14 protein-coding genes are annotated in these 12,746 nt (G+C 65.7%); 5 read left to right on the top strand and 9 right to left on the bottom strand.

Going from position 1 to position 12,746, the window contains the following annotated elements; all coding sequences use genetic code 11:
- Window positions 1-59: 59 nt before the first annotated feature.
- Both mbp1 and AC5Y4T_RS02310 read left to right on the top strand, forming a co-directional pair.
- Window positions 60-299: a microaggregate-binding protein 1 gene (gene mbp1 / locus AC5Y4T_RS02315; RefSeq protein WP_499919171.1), complete on the top strand. Its 240-nt coding sequence runs from the start codon at window positions 60-62 to the stop codon at window positions 297-299.
- 201 nt (window positions 300-500) lie between these two features.
- The gene (locus tag AC5Y4T_RS02310; protein ID WP_499951836.1) at window positions 501-1,256 is read left to right on the top strand and encodes a winged helix-turn-helix domain-containing protein; all 756 of its coding nucleotides are present in this window, start codon (window positions 501-503) and stop codon (window positions 1,254-1,256) included.
- 11 nt (window positions 1,257-1,267) lie between these two features.
- Here the strand turns inward: AC5Y4T_RS02310 and AC5Y4T_RS02305 are convergent, their stop codons facing one another.
- Entirely contained in the window at window positions 1,268-2,206 is a 939-nt protein-coding gene (locus AC5Y4T_RS02305; protein WP_499951833.1) for a lysophospholipid acyltransferase family protein, read from the bottom strand.
- A 95-nt stretch (window positions 2,207-2,301) separates the two neighbouring features.
- Complete coding sequence (locus AC5Y4T_RS02300) at window positions 2,302-2,859, bottom strand: MPT63 family protein (RefSeq protein ID WP_499919167.1); 558 nt, start codon at window positions 2,857-2,859, stop codon at window positions 2,302-2,304.
- 356 nt (window positions 2,860-3,215) lie between these two features.
- Between AC5Y4T_RS02300 and AC5Y4T_RS02295 the strand changes: the two genes are divergently transcribed.
- Both AC5Y4T_RS02295 and AC5Y4T_RS02290 read left to right on the top strand, forming a co-directional pair.
- Window positions 3,216-4,055 (top strand): SDR family oxidoreductase, encoded by an 840-nt coding sequence (locus tag AC5Y4T_RS02295; RefSeq protein ID WP_499951831.1) that lies wholly within the window; start codon window positions 3,216-3,218, stop codon window positions 4,053-4,055.
- 112 nt (window positions 4,056-4,167) lie between these two features.
- Window positions 4,168-4,500 carry a hypothetical protein gene (locus tag AC5Y4T_RS02290; protein WP_499951827.1) on the top strand — a complete coding sequence of 111 codons (333 nt, stop codon included), beginning with the start codon at window positions 4,168-4,170 and terminating at the stop codon, window positions 4,498-4,500.
- Here the strand turns inward: AC5Y4T_RS02290 and AC5Y4T_RS02285 are convergent.
- The 6 genes from AC5Y4T_RS02285 to AC5Y4T_RS02260 form a co-directional block, all read right to left on the bottom strand.
- A complete protein-coding gene (locus AC5Y4T_RS02285; RefSeq protein ID WP_499951824.1) occupies window positions 4,466-4,819 on the bottom strand; it encodes a hypothetical protein in 354 nt (117 codons plus the stop codon). The two genes, AC5Y4T_RS02290 and AC5Y4T_RS02285, sit on opposite strands and share 35 nt — an antisense overlap.
- A 1-nt stretch (window position 4,820) precedes the next feature.
- Window positions 4,821-6,311 carry a molybdopterin-dependent oxidoreductase gene (locus AC5Y4T_RS02280; protein ID WP_499919156.1) on the bottom strand — a complete coding sequence of 497 codons (1,491 nt, stop codon included), beginning with the start codon at window positions 6,309-6,311 and terminating at the stop codon, window positions 4,821-4,823.
- Window positions 6,312-6,322: 11 nt separating this feature from the next.
- The gene (locus AC5Y4T_RS02275; RefSeq protein ID WP_499951820.1) at window positions 6,323-6,823 is read right to left on the bottom strand and encodes an oxidoreductase; all 501 of its coding nucleotides are present in this window, start codon (window positions 6,821-6,823) and stop codon (window positions 6,323-6,325) included.
- Window positions 6,824-6,938: 115 nt separating this feature from the next.
- On the bottom strand, window positions 6,939-8,777 hold the full coding sequence (locus AC5Y4T_RS02270) for an Hsp70 family protein (RefSeq protein WP_499951815.1): 1,839 nt from the start codon (window positions 8,775-8,777) through the stop codon (window positions 6,939-6,941).
- A gap of 330 nt (window positions 8,778-9,107) precedes the next feature.
- Complete coding sequence (locus AC5Y4T_RS02265) at window positions 9,108-10,280, bottom strand: phosphatidylserine decarboxylase (RefSeq protein WP_499951810.1); 1,173 nt, start codon at window positions 10,278-10,280, stop codon at window positions 9,108-9,110.
- Between the two features lie 90 nt (window positions 10,281-10,370).
- Window positions 10,371-10,784 (bottom strand): ChaB family protein, encoded by a 414-nt coding sequence (locus AC5Y4T_RS02260; RefSeq protein WP_499951806.1) that lies wholly within the window; start codon window positions 10,782-10,784, stop codon window positions 10,371-10,373.
- Between the two features lie 123 nt (window positions 10,785-10,907).
- Here AC5Y4T_RS02260 and AC5Y4T_RS02255 point away from each other — a divergent pair, with 123 nt between their 5' ends.
- On the top strand, window positions 10,908-11,327 hold the full coding sequence (locus AC5Y4T_RS02255; protein WP_499919139.1) for a MarR family winged helix-turn-helix transcriptional regulator: 420 nt from the start codon (window positions 10,908-10,910) through the stop codon (window positions 11,325-11,327).
- Window positions 11,328-11,341: 14 nt separating this feature from the next.
- On the opposite strand, the gene AC5Y4T_RS02250 is transcribed toward AC5Y4T_RS02255, so the two are convergent.
- Window positions 11,342-12,745, bottom strand: a complete 1,404-nt coding sequence (locus tag AC5Y4T_RS02250; protein WP_499951801.1) for an amidase — start codon at window positions 12,743-12,745, stop codon at window positions 11,342-11,344.
- Window position 12,746: the final 1 nt, after the last annotated feature.

The raw sequence follows: 12,746 nt of genomic DNA, 5'->3' as shown, positions 1-12,746 counted from the left end.
CGCGATCGCCGTTGAGCAATGGATCGCTCAGAGTACGCCAACGAGGAGGAAGCACTTCCATGGCTGAAGAAAACAAGTCCGGACCTGCCGAAGCTGTGAAAGGCGTCGTCGAAGACGTCAAAGGCAAGGCCAAGGAGGCCGTAGGCGCGGTGGCCGGTCGTGATGACCTCACCCGCGAGGGCCAGGCGCAGCAAGACAAGGCCGAGGCGCAGCGCGACGCGGCGAAGAAGGAAGCCGAAGCGGAGGCCGCGCGCGGCGGCGCCAAGGCGGCCGAGGAGCGCCAGAAAGACGCCCAGTAGCACGTCGTAGACGATGGGCCCGGTCCGTGAAAACGGGCCGGGCCCGTCGTTGTTCGCAGGCGCATCGGCCAGTACTGACCTCAAGTCGCATAGCTTTTGCATAGTTTCGGACGAGCTGGGTACCCACGGCTAGCGCTGTACGACATCTCCGCAGAGGTGCCTACGGACCGGGGGGGAACCGGGACGTCACGAGGTTAGGAGATGCGGTTGGACGTGGTGGTGCTCACCGACGAGGACGACTTCGAATCTGCCCTCCCGTTGTCGACGTTCGCGCAACCGATGCGCCGCGCCAGCCTGACGGCGGACACCGACGGGCAGTGCGCCATGGCCGACATCGCCATCGTCGATGCGCGCACGAACATGGCGATGGCCCAGGATGTCAGCTCTCGGCTGACGACCGACAACCCCGGCACCGCGGTAGTGGCGCTCGTAGCACCGGCCGACGGTGCCACCGTCGAAGTCGACTCCCACTTCGATGACGTGATGCTGCCCGGCACCGGCGCCGAAGAGTTACAGGCCCGGTTGCGCCTTGCGATCAGCCGCCGGCGCAGCGCGATCGAGGGCAGCCTGAAGTTCGGCGACCTCCTGCTGCATCCGGCCAGTTCCACCGCGTCGCTGGACGGCAGCGACCTCGGTTTGACGCTCACCGAGTTCAAACTGCTGAACTTCCTTGTGCAGCACGCCGGTCAGGCATTCACGCGAACCCGGCTGATGCGAGAGGCATGGGGCTACGACAGCACCGGCAAGGCGCGGACGGTCGACGTGCACATCCGGCGGCTGCGCGCCAAGCTCGGTACGCGCCACCGATTCATGGTCGACACCGTCCGCGGAGTCGGCTACCGAGCCGCAACGCCGCCGCAGCCGGAATGGGTCGCCGGCTCGAGGCTCACGCCGATCTGGACCTCGACGACAACTCCCGCGCGTGGTCCGATGAATCCGGAACCAGCAGAGCCCTGAGCCGCCGTCGATCAGCCAAAGAGCGGAAACGCACGCTTGCGCGCCAGCGCATCCATTCCGTCCTGGATCGCGTCTTGCACCTCGTGGTATTTGCGTTCGACGTATTGGTCGTCGTCCGCTCGCTCGGGATCGTTGTCGAGTTCCACGGCGGGCATGAACCGGGTTCTGATCTTGGCCGGCAGGGGCAGCTGCGGGAGTGCCGCCGGTGCGATCCCCCAGGGCAACGAGACGGCCAACGGAAATACCTTGAGCCGCAAGATACGGTCCAGGCGCAGGGTTTTCGACAACCGGTCACCGCGGATCAGCACAGGCATCGCGTCGGCGCCGCCGACGGTCGCGATCGGCACGATCGGTACGCCGGCCCGAATCGCCATCTTGACGAAGCCGGTCCGTCCCGCCAGGTTGGCCTGATCGCGCTCGGTCCACGGGCGCAGTGAGTCCACTTCCCCGCCGGGCCACAGCGCCACGTCACGGCCTTCCGCCAATGCGGTGGCGATCGCGTCGGGCGCGGCCGGCAGCACCCCCATCGCTCGGAAGTACCGCCCGAACAAGGGGATTGCCATCAACGCATCGTGGGCGGTGCCGTGCAGGGGCCGCTCCTGCCCGAACCACCGCCACCATTGCAGGCCAACGGTCCAGGCGTCCCAGACGAATGGGGCCCCGGAGTGAATCCCCACCAGAAGCGCCGGCGGCTTCTCCGGAATGTTCTCCCACCCGTCGATTTCCATCCGAAACCAGTAGTCCACCAGCACATTCCACAGATATTTCTGTCGCTGCAGGGTGGTCTCGTCCTGGCCGGAAAGGTCCCATCGCGCCGCACGCTCGGCCACCCAGCCGCTCAGCCCGCCTGCTTGGTTGTCACGCCGTTCTTCCATCGCCGCGCGGGCGTCCTCGGCCTGCCGCCTCGCTTGGGCGCGTACCGGCGCCGGCCTGTGATCCGGGTTACTCATGCCGTACCGGGTACCCGATTCGGGCGCGCACGATTCCCCCGGACGCAAATCTCCCCGCGCCACTCGGCGTGGCGCGGGGAGCATTTGCAACCCGTTTAGGCGGTGTGCGGCGCCGGTGCGGGCGGGGCACCAGGTGCCGGTGCCGGGCTGTTCGGCGCGGCAGGCTCCGAGCCACCCTGCATGTTGGACGTCCACATCAGGATGTCCTGCATCCCGTCGTTGTAGACGACACCGTTCGGCGGCGCGCCGGTCACGTCGAAGTACAGCGTGCCGGTCGACTCGTTGCCCTGGGAGATCGGTGCCGGGTTGAGCCCATTAGGGGCACCGACCTTGTCGATCACCCGGTAGTTCTGGCCGTTGGGACCGCGGGCGATGAAATCGTTGACCATGGGAGTTACCAGCCCGCCGTCAGACCTGGCGGTGACGTCGGCCTGGTACAGCGTGCCTTTCGGCGTGTAGCCGGGGATGGTGACATTGCTGGGCTGCAGGTTGCTCACCGTGTAGTTGGTGATCAGCGGCCCGTCGACGAGCTGCTCGCTGGTGCCGAACCCCTGAATGTTGGGCGCGGCAGAAGCGGGCGTCGCGAAAAGGGTCGCCACCGCTATCCCCCCGGCAGCGGCAGCTGTCGCGACGGCAGTCTTGGTGACCTTCATTGTTCATTCCTTTCGTATCGAACAATTGCCCCCCTGAAGGGCATAGAGGTATAGCTAGCAAAATAGCCAACCCGCCGCCGTCTTAAACATCGGCAGTGATATCACGTGGTCAGCCGCGGAAATTCGACTGCATTGTTGAGCAGTATCTTTTGCATCAGGTGATAACAAATGCATCATTACTCACAACCGCCCGTGGCGATTAGGCCGAGCGTCGAAGGGTAATCGGTGCGCTAGGGCCGATCCGGCCTCGAAGCGGCCGAGGGCCTATTCAAGGCGACCGCGAAGGGAGCAGTCACGTGCAACGGCGGCGCGCGATTGAGGATCACAAATCACGTTGAATCGGTAAAGGAAATCGCATGGGTTTTGTAGCGCAACAACAATCCGTTCCCGGTGTGCAGGCGCAAATGGACCCGATTCCCGATTGTGGTGAAAACAGTTACCAGGGATCGGGAAAACTGCTGGGCAAAAGGGCGATCATCACCGGCGGCGACAGCGGCATCGGACGCGCGGTTGCGATCGCGTTCGCGCGCGAAGGCGCCGACGTGCTGATCGCCTACCTCAACGAGGACGACGACGCGCGCGACGTCGCCCGTTACGTCACCAGCGCCGGGCGCAAATGCGTGCTGGTGCCCGGCGATCTCTCCGACCCCGCGCACTGCCGCGCCGTCGTAGACCGGGCGGTGCAGGAACTGGGCGGCCTGGACATCCTCGTCAACAACTCCGCGTATCAGATGATGCGCAAGAGTCTCGACGAGATCAGCGACGAGGAGTGGGAGTACACCTTTCGGCTCAACATCGGCGCGTATTTCTATCTCGTCAAGGCGGCCGTGCCGCACATGAGCCCCGGCTCGTCGATCATCGGCAGCTCGTCGGTCAATTCCGATACGCCCAATCCCACGTTGGCGCCCTACGCGGCGACGAAGGCCGCCATCGCTAATTTTTCGGCCAGCCTGGCCCAGCTATTGGGCGACAAGGGCATTCGGGTCAACAGTGTGGCTCCAGGACCGATATGGACGCCTTTGATCCCGTCGACCATGCCGCCGGACAGCGTGGAGTCGTTCGGCGACAACGTGCCGCTGGGACGCGCCGGTCAGCCCGCTGAACTCGCCCCGATCTATGTGCTGCTGGCCTCCGATGACGCGAGTTACATCTCCGGTGCGCGGGTGGCGGTGACCGGCGGGCGACCGATTCTGTAGGCGGCGAGGCTTCCGGGTCGCCTGGCAACGTGTAGCGGTGCGCTCACCGGGGTACAGCCCGAACGCAGGATGGCATCGACGTGACTAGTGCGGCGCGGTAGAAGGAGTGCAGATGAGCACAACAACGCGGGAGCCCGAGCCGATCGGGACCGATGACGACTTCGAGCTACTCGCCGACCGGGTCGCGGCTCTCAAAGAACTCGCGCGACTCGACGACGTCCCCGAGGGCCAGATCTACGACTTCGGAATCCGTTGGGGGGCAGCACTTGCCGGGCGGTTCCGGCGGCTGGTGCACTACAGCTGTCTTGGCCTGCTCGACGAGGCCGCCGAACGCCGGTTCCAATCCCTATGTGACGAGCTGCGTTCGGTGTCGGACTTGATCGAGAGGTTCGGTCTCGCCCGGCCACGGTTCACCGATACCCCGAGCCACCCCAGGTTGCGCTAGCTTGTCTCGCCCTGGCCCGGCTCGCGATGTCCTCGACATTGGAGATCTCCCGGTAGTCGGACAAGAACTCGTTGGCCGCCAACACGATTCCGGTGCGCGGCGCGGGGCAGCCGCCATTGCGGCAGGTCAACGCCACCATGAAGGCGTCGTCATCCTCGTCGAGGAACAGAAACCCGAGATACAGCGCGTGCCCTACGGAGAAATCCTTGGCGCCGCATCCGGCGCAGTGACCGCCCTTGACCGCCACCAGCTCTAAGACCCGTTCGCGCTCAACGCTTTGCAGGTCGATCAGCTCGGGCCGCACGCTCGTGTCGGTCATCTCAGATCTCCACGTCCTTGTCGTAGTGGACGTTGTCCTCGCGCCAGCCGCCCAAACCGTGGCCGATGCCGGAGTAGTCGTCGATGAACTCGATCTGGTTGATCCACTTCGCCATCTTGAAGCCGACCTGGGTCTCGACCCGTAATCGCAGCGGCGCGCCGTGCTTGATGGGCAGCGGCTTTCCGTTCATCTCGTAGGCCAGCAACGTTTGCGGCTTGTACGCGAGTTCGAGATCGATCACCTCGTAGAACTGGCCCTCTCCTTCCGCGCTCGGCTCGTCGCGGCCGGTGTCCTGCATGGTCAGAAAGCAGATGTATTTCGCCTGCGGCAGGGGACGCACGTGGTCGGCGAGCTGGGCCAGCGGCACGCCACTCCACTGGCCGATGCTGGTCCAGCCCTGCACGCAGTTGTGCATCACGCGTTGCGACTGTCGATCGGCGAGGGAACGCAACTCGTCGAGGTCCAGCGTCACGGGGTTCTCCACCAGGCCGCCCACCCGCACACGCCAATCGACGAAGTTGTGCACGGCCATCACCTTGTACTCGGCGCTCGTCGGCGGCTTGCCGTTCACCCGGTGCTCCTTGGACGTCATGCGCTCGGGGTAGTTCTGCTTGGAATTCAGCGGCCGCAGTAGGACTTTGCGGGCGCGGGTGACCACGGCGCCCAGCACGCGGCGAACCTGAACGGGTCGGCGCAGACTCCACACCGTCGCCGCGATGTGCACGGCAACGATGGCCGCGATGATCACCAGCGACAAGACGGTGGCCCAGCCGATGTTGCGGACGGAGCCGAAGATCATTGCGGCGGTGAGCTGGCCCCAACTCCAGAAGAAGATCATCGACAGGTGGATGACGATGAAGACCAGGAAAGCGACCAGGCCGAGGAAGTGCAGGCTTCGCGCCCATTGCCGACCGCCCCACATGCGCACGTACCACGGGAACGCGGCCTCGATCGCCGGAGACTGCGCGGCGCCGGTCAGGATCTGAAACGGTGCCAACAAGAAGATCACGCCGGCGTAGGTCAGCTTCTGGATGGCATCCAGGGGTTCTCCGGGCAGCAGGGGCGGCAGGTTGAAACTCATGTAGGTGACGATGTCGTTCCACGCCTCGGGGAAGATCGACCATGAGGCCGGCCAATAGCGGTGCCACTGGCCGGTGGCGAACAGCAGGATGTAGTACGACAGCCCGACGAGGATCCAGCCGATCACCGAAAAGAAATGCCAGTGCCGGCCCATGCCCAGTTTCTTGTGGCCGGGCAACGAAAACAGGGAGCTGTAGTCCTCCTCCTCGTCGAGGGTGTCGTAAAGCTTGTTGATCGGCATTTCCTTGACCGTGAAGCGCGCCCACTCGCTGCCCGGCTTGCTGTCGTCATGCCAGTACAGCTTCGGGTGGGTGGACAGGATCTCGACGCCGCTGCGGATCACCAAAGTCAAAAACAACACGTTGAGCCAGTGGTCGATACGCAGCCACGCCGGGTAGTCAAGGACTGTCATGTCTTCACCGTTCAGTCGCGCCAATTCTGCCGTTGCGGATACGCCACGTTGATGCCGGACAGGACGGTGGTGTGCACGGCGATGAAGCCTGCGGCGAGCGCCATGGCAAGCGTCCCGGGCGCCAGGTCCCAGCGGCCGGTCAACGCCACCAGCCCGGGCAGGCCGGCGAACCGGCTGACCACATAGATCACCAGGAAGGCCGCGCTGATCAGACTGCCGGCAAACCAGCCCGCCTGCGGCACAAGAGGTTTGAGGGGAAACGCCATCGCCCCGGCGGCGGCGAGGCAGGCGGCGATCAGCACGGCGACGTATACCAGGAAATACAGCGGTAGACCCGGCCGGCTGGCCAACAGATAGGCATGTATCGCCGCCAGGCCCACAAGCAGCGATGCGCCCAAGCCCGTCACCGTGCGCGGCAGATCAAAGGCGACGTAGCCGTTGAGCGTGAGGAGGGGCGAGGTGAAAACCTTGTGCCACGCTTTGAGCCACAGGCGTGCGAGCAGCCCGACCATTACCGCTGACTACCCGCCTGACCGGCCGACAAACTGATGTTCGGCAAGCTTTCAGCGTCTTCACAGTTTGCGTGTGGAAGCGGTGGGTCAGTAAGGGCCACAACGGTTCTGGGGTTCAGTGCTCTATGGCGGTCGTGGGCATCGTCGGGTACGCCGGCGTCACGCTCTGGCTCACGGTTGGATACGGGGCCACCGGATACGGAGTCGTCGGATAGGTGGTCGCCGGATACGGAGTCGGCAAAGAGGTGGTCGGGTACGGAGTCGTCGGATAGGAGGTGGTCGGGTGGGCGGAAGTCGGGTAGGTGGAAGTCGGGTAGGTGGTGGTCGGCGACGTCGTCGTCGGCGGTGGCTGCGTGGTTGTAACCGTCGTCGACCGCGGCGGCTGCGATTCGGTCGACTCGGAATTCGGTGAGACCGGGGCGGCGCTGGTAGTCACCGGCGGTGCTAGCCGCGACGATTCGACCGGCGGGGTTACGTTGCGCACGTTATCGGTCGGTCTGTTCCCGACGCCGCCCAGCCGCACGGCCAACCCGGCGGCCACGAGCAGCACCAGTGCGGCCGCGCCGGCGGTGCTGACCAGCACTGCCGAGCGTCGTAGCCACGGCCGTCGCCGCGGCCTGGCTGCGACCTGTGGAGCACCGCGGGAGACCTCAGCGCTCGGCGGGATCGCGCCGGCCTCCTCATGGTCTACAAGCTCGTCCTCGCGGGCAGGTATGGGCACCTCGCCGGAAGAGGCATCCTGAGACCACGCCAGCGCGCGGTACGTCGCCGACTGGTCGCCGTCGGCGGCCGCTTGCCCCGCGGCGCTGTGGGCAGTCCCGGCCGCCCAGGCAGTCGGGCCCACTTCGGTGGCTGCGACGCCTTCCGTCAGGGCGGCTGGCGCCTGGCCTGCGACAGTTGCCGGGGCGCCGACGGCACGAGATGGGCCCGGCGCACCGGCCGGAGAACGCAGCTGGGCCAGGACCGCTGCGCCGATAGCCGCACTCAACAGGGGTTGCGATGTCGTGACAACCGGCGCCTGCAAACGCTCCGACAATTGGTTGGTGATCAGCGGGATACAGGCACCACCACCGACCGTGGCGACCGCGGCGAGTCGCTGCGCCGGAATCTGATTGCGTTGCAACACATTCACGACGCAGTCGATGAAACGTTGCAGGGGTTCTTCGATGAGTTCCTCGAACTCGCCGCGGGTCAACCGGACGTCGGATCCGACACCGGGAAGATCAGCCGGGATGACGGCGACCGTCGCCGATGACAGCTGTTCCTTTGCGTTCCGGCATTGTTCGAGGCGACGACCCAGCGGAGCCAGCGGCGCGGTGTTGGCGGCGTCGGCACCCATGTTCGATGCGACGTGTCGCATGATTGCCTGGTCGAGCTGATTGCCGGAGAAGCCGGTGTAGCGCAACGTCGGAGCGATCTGACGGAAGTTGGCGGCGGCATCGGTGAGCGTGATGCTGCTGCCGCTCGCGCCGAAGTCGCACAGCACCACGCCACCGTCGCTGGGAAATCCGGGTTGGGCGTACAGCGCGGCCAACGCGGCCGTGCCGTCGCAAATGAAAGCCGGTAACGCCTCGGGCGCGAGGGCGGGGTACTCGCGCAGCGCCGCCCGCAGTGCGGCGACCTGACGCTCGTGCCAATGCCCGGGCACCGCGATGGCGACCGGGGCCCCACCGACGCTGCGCGCCATCCCGTCGAGCGCGGCGGCGGTGAGCGCCGCGGCGGCGTGACGCGTTCCGTCGGCGGCGACTAACGGTTGGTCGTCTCCGACCCGCTCGACGAATCCGCCGAGAAGCAGGCCGGATTCGTCCAGGCGAGGATTCTCCCTCGGCGTGCCCACCTCCGGGGGCCGGTGGCCGTACATCGTCAAGACCGACGCACGGGTCACCGGGGCGCTGCCGGTGCGCGCGGCCACCAGGTTGGCCGTGCCGATCGACAAGCCAAGCGGGCCGCTCACGTCTCCCCCGATCCTCTCCCGTCGGAATCCGTCGACAAACACCGCCACAACGGTGCAATGAACGACGCTGCGCGCGTCGAGTGATGGCAGTGCGGCCTGCGAGCCGGCGGATACACGGATTCCGAGTCATCGCGTTACGGCGCAGCCATCCCCCGACTCGGCGCTGCTCGTTTAACGCGATAGCCGCCTTCTTCCGGTGCGAACTCGCAGCGGCCAAAGGCACGGCGGATTAACCCTGCCGCAGACTTCCCGATGCGAAAGCACTTTAAACGCGCCGCGAGCAAGACGGCCGTCGGTAGCGAAAACGAACCTGCTGTGTGCGCTACCGCGTCAGGTGGCTGGACGGCGGCAGCGCGCCACGGGCGAGCCGACGAGCCGAAATTCCTCGTTCTTGTCGAGTTGAGGATCGACGCCTTCCTGCAAGAGGATGATGATGTCCGAGCCGCCGAACTGGAAGTATCCGAACTCTTCTCCCTTGGCCATGTGGCGGCCGGGCACGGCGGTGAGCACCACCGACGACACGTGGGCCATGCCCACCGGAATGACCGCCACGATGCCGATATCGCCGCAATCCGATTGCGACGTATCGATGGTGACCACCCCGCGGGTCTGCGAGAACTCGTATCCGCTGCTGGCGCTGTCGCTGGCGGCGAACTCGTGTTCTTTTAGGCCCACCCGCATAAAGACTTTGCCCTCGATCCGGAAGGATTCTTTGACCATTCCGGCGACCGGCAGGTGGTAGCGGTGGTAGGCGTGCACCGGCAGCATGTAGTGGACGAAGGTGCCGCCCGCAAAGCTTTCGCTGTACTGGCTACCTTCGATGAGTTGCTTGATGTTGCCGTACTTTTCGTTCTTGACGGTGGTGGCCGGGATGCTCGAGTCGGCATCGATGTCGTAGGCGTGCTGGTATTTGCAGTCGGCCGGTGAGGTGACCACCAGATTGGTGCTCGGTTCGGCGATCGGGCGCAGCCCGCCGTTGACTTCCCGCGCGATGAACTGGTTGGCGGTCAGCCATCCGCTGGGCGCATTCGGCACCCCATCGATCAATGACTCATGGATGCGGTACTCGGGCGCATTGTCGATGAACGACTGCAGGACTTCCGGGCTGAACGATTGCGGTGAGTCCAGGAAATTACCCCACTGGCGGGCGAACTCGGTCATCCATTCCCGAAAGACACCGGAGCCCTGCGGCGACTCGTCCCCCTGGTCGACCAGGAAGTAGAAGTGCGCCATGCGATCACTGACCTCTTGCGCCTGCCGCTTTTCGTTCTTCCAGGCATCGGCATCCGACTCGTGTGGCACCCATCGGATGAAGCGGTTCAGATAGGCCTCGTACTCGCCGATGTCGCGCGGCCACTCGAGCGCGGTGTACAGGTCCTGGTTCAGCTCGGCTTCGGCCCGTTGGCGGGCCTCCTGCAGAGACCGCTCAAGCCGATCGGCCAAACCCTGCTCTTTGTCCAAGACGCCGCGAAGTTCTTGGACGACGGGTTCCGGCTCGCTCATATCAGCACTCCTCGGTGTCAGTTGTGCGCGACCGCGCGCCAAAGTGCGTACCCGCGCTTTTCAACGGCAAACGGGCTCGCGGCACCGCGATCAGCGGCCACGAACCCTGCGGTTGTACTTCATGATCGCGTCGACCAATTGCGACTTGTTCATCGTGGACCGGCCGGCGATATCGAGACGGCGGGCCAGCTCGAGCAGGTGCTTTTTGCTGGCGTTGGCATCGACGCCCTCGGCGGACTTACCCGTTGGCCGCAGGCCACCGCTCTCGGCCCGCTCGTCGGACGGGCCTTTCTCGTCCTTGGGTTCCCAGTGATCGCCGACCTTTTCGAAACTGTGCTTGACAGCGGCGTACGCCACCCGATGGGCGCGTTCCTCGCTGCCGTACTGTTCGGCCGCCGCGTCATGGGATTTCGCGAATGTGCGTTGGGCCTTGGCGCTGGAACGTTGCAGCGTGCTGGGCAATTCGCTCTTTTTGGCCGAGCCGCCCTTCGTCGTCTTCGGCATCGGACCTCCTCGGGTGCCGCAAGCGCTGCGGGTAACCGGTCGGTTACCCCGGCCGGCGCGCCGACAATCATGGTCTGCACAATGTGCGCATCGGGCAGCTCGAAATATGTCAATATCGTTGACATGATTCAGGCCGACGATGCTCCGCTGGGTTATCTCCTCTACCGGGTCGGGGCGGCCCTGCGACCCGAGGTCGCCACCGCGTTGGGTCCGCTGGGCCTGACCCTTCCCGAATTCGTTTGCCTGCGCATACTTTCGATGTTTCCGGGAATGTCGAGCGCCGAGTTGTCCCGCCACACCAACGTGACCCCGCAGGCGATGAACACCGTGCTGCGCAAGCTGGAAGAGGTCGGCGCCGTGGCGCGGCCGTCGTCGGTGTCCTCGGGACGCGCGCTGCCGGCGAACTTGACCGGCCAGGGCCGCGCCCTGCTCAAGCGCGCCGAAGGAGCTGTCCGCGGCGCCGACGCACGAATCTTGGCCAGGCTCACCGAGACTCAGCAGCGTGAGTTCAAAAAGATGCTCGAAAAGCTCGGATCCGACTAGCGCGATCGCGCGCCTCAGCTGGCGTCAATGCGCGCCCACGGCCGCGCCTCTTCAAGCTCGTAGGCCAATTCGAGCAGCAAAGATTCCTGCCCGATATCGGCCGACAACATCATGCCCACCGGCATCCCGTCGGCGGATTGCGCCAGCGGCAGCGAGATCGCGGGCTCGCCGGTGACGTTGTGCAGCGGGGTGAACGAAACCCAGTTGATCAGCCGGCTGATGACCTGCTGATAATCGGTGGGCGCCAGGAATCCGATGCGAGGCGTCTCGTCGGCGAGGGCGGGGGTGAGCACCGCGTCGTAGGTGCGGAAGAACTGAGCGGTGCGTCTGCGCGCCCGGCGCAGCCGCACGATCGCCATCGGAAGGCGGTGCATGTTGCGGCTGGTGTGTCGAAGCAGACCCAGCGTCAGGCTGTCCAGCTTGCTGCGATCGAACGTCTCGCCGAACAGGTGCCGCCCGCCGCTGACCTGGGCCAGCGACAAAAATCCCCAGTACATGACGAAGTCGTCGGCGAAACTGGGCGCCACCGGGGGCTCGTCGACGTGTTCGACACGGTGGCCCAGCTCCTCGAGCAGACCGGCGGACTTCAACGTCAGCTCCCGCACCTGAGGACTGCATTCGCGCTGTACCGATCGGGTCAGCACCGCGATCCGCAGCCGCTGCCGGCCGGGCCCGGTGACGTCCCCGACCGGTGCCAGCTTCGGGTTGCGCCAGATCCGCTCCGCCTCGCGGTAGAACGCCGCGGTGTCCCGCACCGAACGGGTCACGACGCCGTTGACGACGACGCCGACCGGCATCCGGCGCAGGGTCGCGTCCAGGGGCAGCCGTCCACGCGAGGGTTTGAGTCCGACCAATCCGTTGCAGGCGGCCGGAATCCGGATCGAACCGCCGCCGTCGTTGGCGTGCGCGATGGGCACGACACCGGCGGCGACGAACGCACCCGAACCCGACGACGAGGCGCCGGCGGTGTATTCGGTGTCCCACGGATTGCGCACCGGGCCCAGCCGCGGGTGCTCCGCCGAGGCGCTGAAGCCGAATTCGGACAGCTGCGTCTTGCCCACCGAGGTCAAGCCGGTGGCCAGGAACAGCTGGGTGAAGACGCTGTCCGCGACGGCATTCCAGCTCGTCCACGCGTCGGTGCCGTGCATGCTGGGCTGTCCGGCGACGTCCACGTTGTCCTTGATGAACGTCGGCACGCCGCCGAAGTAACCGTCGGCGGGATCCGCCGCGGCCGCCCGCGCTTGCTCAAAAGCCGCGTACGCCAACCCGTTTAGCAGCGGGTCGACGGCCTCGGTGCGGGCGATCGCGGCCTCGACCACCTCGGCCCTGCCGACCCGGCCGGATTTCAGGGCGTCGGCCAGGCCGACCGCGTCCAGATCGCCAAGGGCATCGTCGCCGAACGCGTGCACGTGTCTCATG

The sequence above is a fragment of the Mycobacterium sp. NGS11 genome (assembly GCF_059813315.1).
This window is presented reverse-complemented; position numbering and strand designations above follow the sequence as displayed.